Here is an 8,899-nt window from a genome sequence, read left to right as displayed (position 1 = left end):
AATAGTCATGGCTTCGGGCGTGTCGGTTTTTTTTTGCGATTAAATCAGATCACAAACGAAGCCTTTTTTCTATCTATTTCAATTGGTTGTAGCTAAAGATCCTGTACATGACAGGTCACTGCAGCGGCCAAACTGTTGCCACATCTCAGTTCAGGAGGAAACGCAATGACTCAGGAAAGGATCCAGACCCGCTACCCACTCGGCGGCCCCTTCGCCACCCAGGCTGAGCTGGAGCAGGCCATCACCCAGGCCATAACGACCCACAGACAAGATTTCTTCCCTCTGCTGGAACGGCTGGTGGACGTGGGGGACACCCGGGTCAACCTCAGTCAGGAGAACCCGCTGCGGGTGCTCAGCATCGAACTCGCTGACGGCCGTGAAGGAGTGGCCCATATCAACTACGAGTCCAACTTCGCCGAGAGCTGCCTGATTATCAACGAATACGACCAGCACCAGACCAGCCTGGCCTTTCGCCTCGACGGGGATGCACTTATCTTCGACGTCGAACTGCCGATCGCGTGGAATTTCAATAACTGAAGATTCAGCGGTGTAATGCCGCCTGGTTGCTACACCCGGTCAGCCAGCTCCCCTCACCCTAACCCTCTCCCAAAGGGAGAGGGGATCAGCCCGTGCCAACCTCCAGCCGTGGTAGTCACTCCATACTCTGCTGTTATTTCAGGCGCCTGTAATCTTCCCCATATGGCTGTCATCTGAATAGCAATATCCAGCATATAGCCACCATAACCCTCACTCATGTACAGGATCTTTAGCGGCAACCAATTGAAATAGATATAAAAAAGGCTTCGTTTGTGATCTGATTTTATCGCCAAACAAAATCAACACGCGCGAAGCCTATGACTATTATCAACGCTAATTACTATCTGGAGCAACTCTTGGCTCCCGCCGCACTCGAGCGCATTGCTCGGCTCTGCAAGTTTTGTCTGCGTCAGCGTGCCATTACCCCAGCCATGCTCGTACCTGCACTGCTGCGGGCCATGGGAGGCGACCAGGTCAATGACATTGCCGGTTTACACCGCCATTTCAATGCCTTGCAACTGGTAAACACCCATCAGGTTTCTTACAAACCGTTTCACAATCAGCTGCGCAAAGAGAGCTTTGCCCTGTTTATGAAAGCCCTGGTCGAGCGGGCCATCGCCTTGCGTATCGACCATCAACTCAAAGCAGCCTCCCTCGGCGCGTTCAAGCAGGTGTTACTGCACGATGGCACCTCCTTTGCGGTGCATCGGCGCCTTGCTGCTGATTTTCCCGGCCGGTTCAAGACCATCAGTCCGGCAGCTATCGAGTGCCATATGACCATGTCACTGTCGGAGCAGAGCCCGTTGTGCATGAGTGTGTCTGCCGATACCGCAGGGGAACGGCAATTTCTGCCTGAAGCCCACACGCTGACCAACTGCCTGCTGCTGGCTGACGCAGGTTACATTGACAGGGCTTGGTTTGAGCAGGTGAACGACGCTGGCGGATTTTATCTGGTGCGCGGCACGAAAAGCCTGAACCCCAAGATAATCCAAGCCTGGCGCGGTGATGGACGGGAAGTACCCAAGCTGGCGGGACTATCTCTGAGAGAGGCCGGACGGCGACGCTGTCGGGCCGAGGTACTGGATATGGTGGTGAAGTCCGGCCAGGTCGAGTACCGGTTGATCCGGCGCTGGTTTGCTGAGGAAAAGCGGTTCTGTCTGTGGATGACGAACCTACCGCGAGCAGCATGGTCAGCAGAGCAGGTGATGAGCCTGTATCGCTGCCGTTGGCAGGTGGAGTTGTTATTTAAAGAGTGGAAATCGCACAACCGGCTCAAGGGGTTTGTGACGGGCGAGAAAGCGATTGCCGAGGGGTTGGTGTGGACGAGCCTGCTGTCGCTGGTGATGAAGAGACGGGTCGCGCAGAGTGTGATGAGTGGGGCGCTATCGATGCTGAAAGCGTCGAAGAACAGTGCGACGTGGTGGCTACCGCTATTGGAAGCAGTGGCCCATAGGGCGCTGACAGAAATAAGGGAAAGATTGGAATGGGCTGCCGATTATTTGGCCAAGAACGCCTGCCGAACCAAGCAGAGAAAGTCGATACAGAACAGGACCTTGGAAGGCGTTTTAAATGGACTCGCCGCTTAAGGTCCTGTACATGAGCCGCAGCATGAGGCCGTTCTACCTACAGTATTTAAGCTCTAGGGGGTTCTATGGGATTAACGTTTAATAGCAGCGATAAGGTATTCGGCCTTGAGGTACGGCACGCTCGAAACTTAATGCGAAAACTTCAGGACTTAGCTTGCAAAGTTGTCGGCGGATCCCCGTACATTTCCGAGCTCAACATTTCTCATGCTATCGGGTTTGTACTCTGCAGCAGGACTCCCAACGGCAAACCCACCTATAACTGGGCTCGCCTTAATCCAGAAGCCGTTGCCATGACCCCTTCGCTCATCGCGTTGATGACTTCAGAGGGATACCTGATGCCGACAGAGAAATGGTCTTAACAGACCCCCTCATAGATCACTTCAAAGTGGCCTTTACTCGGCCACCAGCGGTACTTCTGAGGCTGAAACCTTGCTATACGCTCCCGCAACTGACTCTGGCCGTGGCACAGGCAGAGCACTCTCCGGGCGCAGGATGTGGCGAAGAAGGGTTAATATCCAGGGAACTTCAATTGGCGTGTTCTGGCTTAGATCTATGACCGTGGGCGCGTGGTGTCCTGGTACGACTACGAGTTCACTCAGGTGATGGTATCTATGGGTCGCGGCAACTTGCTGGTTCAGCGAATTTTTCACATGCTCGCTACCGGCAAAAAGAATGGCTAACTCATTTTCATTAAGTTGCCCCACTGGAACGACAAGGCGTAATCGAATGAGCGGTCTACCGTTGTCGAAATAATAGGTATGAGAGCTATTACGGGCCCCATTGAGAGAAGTGGCAAAAAACTTTGTATTTCTAGCACTCTTGCCGCCAGATTCAGTGCGGGTGAGATAACCTTCCTCCTGCAACGACATGGCCACTGCTTCAGTGACCAGTAGCTCGGCATTGGGTTCGAATTTCAGGTGCTTGTGAAACTGGGTGTATGTATAGGGTTTGCTACTTGGCCGCAGGGTACGGTGTGCAACGCTGAGTGGATCGTGTGTGACTCCATGCAGCGACATCGCTTCCCGAAACATTTCCAGTTGGCCGATGGTTTTGAGATACCCCAAGAACGTCAACATAGAGGCGCTGCCGCAATCGGTATCGAAGCGTTGCACCACACTGAACGACTTGCCGAGTATCCCAGCTACCCGAGATTGTGCAATGCCCATCTCAGTTCGGGCCGCACACATCCAGGCACTCAGCTCCTTCACCACTGTTTGAACATCTTCATCCAGCATCATGCCAACCGCTCCACTGACATTGTACTATCAACGCCCGACGCATTTCTTCCGGTGAGCGTCATTTTGATGGCAAAGCAGGCGAGCCCAGCGGCCCGCCTGTTAGTTGCTGCGCTAGGTTGTTACCCCCAGGCAGCCATACACCGCTCCCACAGCTTCGCGCCTGCATTCCGTCGACCGGCACGATAGAGCGTTAGGGCGTTCTGCGCGTCTTGACGTGCTGCTTCCCGTACCGCTTGCTGCTCTCCACTACACGGTGGTACCCTTCGCTTACTCATTGATGACCTCCTCATCTCTGGGTAACAGCCCCATTGCTGCTCGAACAGCGTTGGGGCTCTCTTTTAGGGCCGAAGGTGTCTACGACCCTCCTCTTGCTTGCTTCTCAACAGCCTGTGCTCCTGCTGTTAAATCGGCTCTGAGCGAAGGCACCAATCTCTCCTTCACAGAACGTTACCGGCAGGTCTAGGCCATTCAGCAGCAACAATGCTGATTCTTTGTGTGCTCTCGCTTGGTTAATGGTCAGGTCGAATGCGCGATAGACCGGAATGGACGATTTGATGGCGGTGTGAAAGGTGCAGCCTATCCGCTCTGCAATGTTCACGGTCGCAATCTTCAACGCCACCATGCAGCACTCCGCAGAGGGCAAGTCCCCGATGGTACGGGCCCCGCGCAAGTCAGCGGGGGCCACTTTCAACATGGTGTTCATCAGATCATGGTCGCCTTGCCGTTCAGGAACACCAGCCGCTTGCCGTCCTCGCGCGGAGCCACCTTCGGCAGGATGGTGTCACCGATAACAAAAGCACCGTCCTTCATGTAGAAGTAAGCGTCTGGCGCATCAGCCTTTGGCATCAGCACCCCACCCCGGTCGGTACGCATGAGATAAACCCCATATTGGCCCACCGGCAGTGGCATAACTTCGCCAAACTCGGTGCCATTGGCCGGGCGAGCTACCTTCACCAAGTGGCTGTAATCCTCATATGCTGGGTCGTAGCACTTGTAGTCAAAATTGCTTGAGGAATAGGCTTCACAGACATAATCATCCAGCGATTCCTTGGCCAATAACCCCCCCAGCGTTTCACCATCACCAGACCGGGCTATCCGCTTCTGGTAGTTGGCCTTGATTACCCTGGCCACAGCCTGGGGCGAACGGAAATCTTCACCCGGATTGAGTTTTGCTGTGACCACCTGTGAGTGATCTAGCGGGTATTCCGCAGTCAGGCCCGACATAAGACCAAGACCTGCACCAAGCGCTGCTCCACCAAATGAGCCCAAGCTACCCGCCAAGTCATTCGCTAGAAGCAGGGCGTTGCTGGTTGAAACCACCAGCGTATCGAGTTCGTTCGAGTAGCTGTTATCACGGAGCAGAGTCGGATACCCGGCATAGGCTGCGACGTTGAGGGCGACGCTCTTGCTCTTGTCCTGCACGAAGGGTTTGCCCATGTCCTTCGGTGTGGAGGAACAACCAGCCAGGGTCATGACTGCCAGGGTGGTTACTGCGAAGATCTTTGCTTTCATCGTACTTCCCTCAACCAATGTGAACTTTATAGAAACACTGTACTTTGACGTTTAACGCCAGTCAACAGCATTTATTGGAATTTGCAGATGGCTGGTCTTGGCATGTACGAACAGTCCACGTTTTCTAGCTGTATGAGGTCTTGGGTCTCCTTGGAAGCGTTGATGAGCTTGTCGCTCTCATACCTGTTATTTAGTCGCTCCAGGGTGGTATCACGGTCCTCCCCGCCAGCTAGGACATGGCCGGTGCCGGTAAGCGCCTCCAGTGTCAGGTCGTCCTGCCCATCCGGCAAGGCTCCCCCGAGGGTGGCTTCTGCTACCCATTCGGTGAGGTCAATGCGCGACCAATCGAGTTGCTGCATCTGCGCGATGGTGATGCCGCTGCAATCTGAAAGTCCTAGCTGGATAACCGCCTGCTGCATCACAATCCGCGGCAACATCGAGCTGTAGCAGCAGTAATTTTGTGCTCGTTTGACACACACCTTTTTGATGCCCATGTTCACTTCTTTGAGGCAGTAGGTGTCGCCCACTTTGAAGCAGGCTTTTTCGTGGATCTTGCTGGCAGTCTCCAGTTCTTCCGGCTTACAAGAGACCAGCATTTGGGCGAGCATCATCGTCAGCTTGTAGACGGTGTAGGCAATCATCACCGCGTTGAATGCACCTACTATGGTGGCCCCCATCTCGGTCAGGGCAAACCCTGTGGCGGTCTGCTCTATGACGCCGCCAACTATTTTTTCACCCAGCGTGTTATAGAGGGTGCCCATCACTTTCTGCTCGACTGCTGTGATGATCCCACTGAGCGCTGTCTCCTTTGCCACTTCACCACCTGCTGCCTTTGCAGCTTCGACGGCTACTTCTTGCCCGAGTGAACTCATGACCGTGTTGGAGGCGGTGGTCATCATGTTACCCACGGCATCCATCGCGCCTGCTGTAAGGTTGCCGATACTTGTACCAACTGAACTGACACCTTCATAGATTGCTGTGAAGCTGCTTGAGCCTGTTATTTCGGAGGCACTTGTTGCAATGGACTGCCAGTTAGCAGAACGAATGAGGCTGAACCCGGCCATCGCCGCAGACAGCATATCGGGGCCGACATCCGGCTCCTTGCAGCAGTCAACGTCAGTCATGCTGCCCACAATCCCTACCGCCCAGCCGCAATATTTTTCCTCGCCTGGGAAGATCTTGCATTGGGTTGGGTCAGCGACGTTGCATTCACCGTCAGCCGAGATGAAGCTCAGCGCTTGCAGCAGACCCGCCACTTGGCCAAAGTCCTTATTGGCCTCGGGGGCTCCAGCGTTACAATCGGTGCCTATGCAGGGCAGCTCGCCGCAGGTATTCGAGGTGTTGGCCACTATTTCGGAGACGGTTTTTCCCTCGTCGCAGTCATAGACGATCTCCTCCATGTAACAGGCCCCCGTACCGGCATCAAACCAACCCGGTACACAGTCCCGCTTCTTCTCGATGCACATGGGATTCATTTTCTGCTCAAGGCAGCCATCCGGCATGTTCTTGATGTCTTCGTAGTTGAAGCACTGGGTCTGCGCGTCATCAATGCAGAACTTGTTCTTGGCAAGCGGGTCACAGAAGAAACCGTTGGCGTTGGCCTTCCATGTCAAGTGGCCGGTATCACCAGGGTAGAGTGGGCCGCCTAAGTTAAGGATGGAATCCGGTAAACGCTTGGTGCCCTGGTCGGTCGGTACCCACTTGTCCATGTGACAGGTGCCGTCCGAGCGCTGCACCGCATCCCAGCAACCTGCAGGCTTTTGGATGTGGTCATCACGGAAGTTGGCATTGTCAAATTTAATGGTGATCTCGAAGTGGCCTTCACCGCCGTCACCCACCGCCACCCGGTTGTAGAGGTTGATAATACGGTCGCCATCGGTCACCACGCTGTTGCGTACCAGGTTGGTGACGTCGATGTAGCCGCCAATCTTATCGGTACCGCTACCATCCCCTAAGTACCAGCTGGTATTGGTCTCACATCCCCTACCTGCCACCGGGAAGGGGTAAGTCGCCGGATCTCGCATCTGTTTATCAACGTGGTAGAGCAGCGTGGTATCCCCCAGCTTCACTTCCATGTGGTCATCCCACTCCGCTGACGTGATCATCGCCTGCCGAACGACCGCTTCTGCGGAGAACTTCAGGGTGAGAGCGTTACTGAAGATGCCGCAGGAGCCGCCATTCCAATAGTTATCACCCTGCTTACCGATACGGATTTTTACGCAATCCGCCCCGCACACTGACATGGAGCCGTCTCCGCCCTCGATGTAGACCGGCACATGGAGGTCGCGTTCGAGCTGACACGAGGTGAAGTTATCCTTCTTGGGGGAACTACAACGGGCCTCCTTCCAATCGGGGTAATGCGTGTCCTTGGTCGTTGTCCGGGTAATACTTTGACACGACCCTTCAAACAGGCCGCGCTGGTAACGAGCATCATCAACAGCGGTCTTGGCCCCGTTGAACACCGGGTCATCACGGGAGATGTTTTGTGGTTTGTTCTCCCTGTAGGAACTCATGAGGGTGCGATAGACCACGCTATCGCTGGTCTGCCCGCCAGTCTGCGCCCGGCTGATCTCCTGCTTCACCACGTCGATTAGATTGGTTTCATCGTGCGGGTCATAGGTGCTCTTGGCCTCGAACGAACTCTCCGCGTTATTGGCTTCCGAGCCGACAACCGTGCCTACCTGATTGACCGTCGCTGCATTGGTCGGGGTGCTGACGTAATTGCCATTGGCATCGCGGGTGAGCTTCACCCCGCCGTCTTGGGCGTACTTCATGGAGGCATTGTTGCCGGAGACGCCAGGCAGGGTCAGGTTGCCGACACCGTTCCCACCGGTAGTGGCCTGGTTGTAAGTGTCCTTGTAGGACTGGGTGAAGTCGGTTTTGCTGTAGCCGGTGAGGTTGACGTTGGTACCGACATGGCTCTGGCCCTGGTATTTCTCCAGCGACTTGATGACATCGGCCGATCCACCCACGCCCTTGCCGTACTTCTGATGGATCTCGCTCAGGCGCTCCTCTTTGGCGACATCGTTATCCGGCGTGTTGACCTTGTACTTTGAGTTCAGGCTGTCATAGATCGCGTTTGCTTGCGCCGCCATGGCACGACCGGGTGACAGGTTGACCGCCAGCGTCAGGACAAATGCCGGGTGGAACACGAACACCACAAAATAGGTGAAGATGACGCTTAACGACCAGTGCCGCATGGCGCTTCCGTGTGCTATTTGGCCCTGTTCCATTTGTCCCCCAATCCCTTTAAAATCGCTGTAGCTATTTGTTATTTATGGCTTTTTATCATCTTGTAGACATATACCCGACACAGCAATCCACGTAGCGCCACACGAGATACACATAGTTTTCTTTGCCCGGTCGAGAGCGCCCTCCCTTGAGGGTTGACCACTGATGGACGCTCTCTCCCAGACGGTGACAGCAGTCCTCCGTGGGAATGAAATTACTGGGGCTGGACGAACCGCCACTACCTTGAGCAGGCGGCGTAAACAACGGGCGCGAGTTGGTTGACTCGGGGACTGGGTAGAGCATCGAGACCCGGTATTGCGAGCGTGGAATGAAGTAGCTGTACGACGACTCGCACATCTCCTCCTCCCCCATGGTTTTTTCGGCTAGGCCACGTCGGTGCAAGGACGCCAGTTGGCGTTGCAACAGTAGGCTTGAGTTTTGAACCGGGTCGGTGACGCCGTGAATGTTGCCGGTATGCGGGTAGATGAGCCCATCACAGCCCGCACAAAAATAGTTTTTCTCCGACTCAGACTTGAGCGTGGTGGCCACACAGTCCGCCATGCACCACGCCAGCGCCAGCGGATTGGCGAAGACGACCGATTCAGGGTTCAAGACAAACGTCAGCAGGTCATTGCTCCAGAGCGGATCAATCTCACTCATTGTCAGGAGGTCGAGGTCCATGTGGTTGTCCCCAGAGCAGGAGGGGATCATCAACAGGTTCAACATCTGGAAGATCGGGTAGGTGAAAAAGTGGGAGTCCATAAACACTTGGCGTGGCTTATCGGTCTCAGCAGA

The 8,899-nt window shown here is 54.9% G+C and carries 7 protein-coding genes; 2 read left to right on the top strand and 5 right to left on the bottom strand.

Annotated elements, in window-relative coordinates:
• Positions 1-165 precede the first annotated feature (165 nt).
• Both PG883_RS20870 and PG883_RS20865 read left to right on the top strand, forming a co-directional pair.
• Entirely contained in the window at positions 166-537 is a 372-nt protein-coding gene (locus PG883_RS20870; RefSeq protein ID WP_004099020.1) for a hypothetical protein, read from the top strand.
• A 317-nt stretch (positions 538-854) separates the two neighbouring features.
• Positions 855-2,123 carry an IS4-like element ISApu1 family transposase gene (locus tag PG883_RS20865; RefSeq protein WP_011191342.1) on the top strand — a complete coding sequence of 423 codons (1,269 nt, stop codon included), beginning with the start codon at positions 855-857 and terminating at the stop codon, positions 2,121-2,123.
• A 392-nt stretch (positions 2,124-2,515) separates the two neighbouring features.
• Here PG883_RS20865 and PG883_RS20860 read toward each other — a convergent pair whose 3' ends face one another.
• The 5 genes from PG883_RS20860 to PG883_RS20840 form a co-directional block, all read right to left on the bottom strand.
• A complete protein-coding gene (locus tag PG883_RS20860; RefSeq protein ID WP_114522860.1) occupies positions 2,516-3,361 on the bottom strand; it encodes a hypothetical protein in 846 nt (281 codons plus the stop codon).
• 379 nt (positions 3,362-3,740) lie between these two features.
• A complete protein-coding gene (locus tag PG883_RS20855) occupies positions 3,741-4,064 on the bottom strand; it encodes a hypothetical protein (protein WP_114522859.1) in 324 nt (107 codons plus the stop codon).
• Positions 4,064-4,873, bottom strand: coding sequence for a hypothetical protein (locus PG883_RS20850; protein ID WP_114522858.1), 810 nt, complete (start codon positions 4,871-4,873; stop codon positions 4,064-4,066). The genes PG883_RS20855 and PG883_RS20850 overlap by 1 nt, the downstream gene beginning before the upstream one ends.
• Before the next feature lie 71 nt (positions 4,874-4,944).
• Complete coding sequence (gene traN, locus PG883_RS20845) at positions 4,945-8,073, bottom strand: conjugal transfer protein TraN (protein ID WP_181824813.1); 3,129 nt, start codon at positions 8,071-8,073, stop codon at positions 4,945-4,947.
• 88 nt (positions 8,074-8,161) lie between these two features.
• Positions 8,162-8,899: TraU family protein (locus tag PG883_RS20840; protein WP_270807958.1), on the bottom strand; the 738-nt coding region annotated here is incomplete at its 5' end.

The sequence above is a fragment of the Aeromonas sp. QDB25 genome, assembly GCF_027707725.1.
Lineage (GTDB): Bacteria > Pseudomonadota > Gammaproteobacteria > Enterobacterales > Aeromonadaceae > Aeromonas > Aeromonas caviae.
This window is presented reverse-complemented; position numbering and strand designations above follow the sequence as displayed.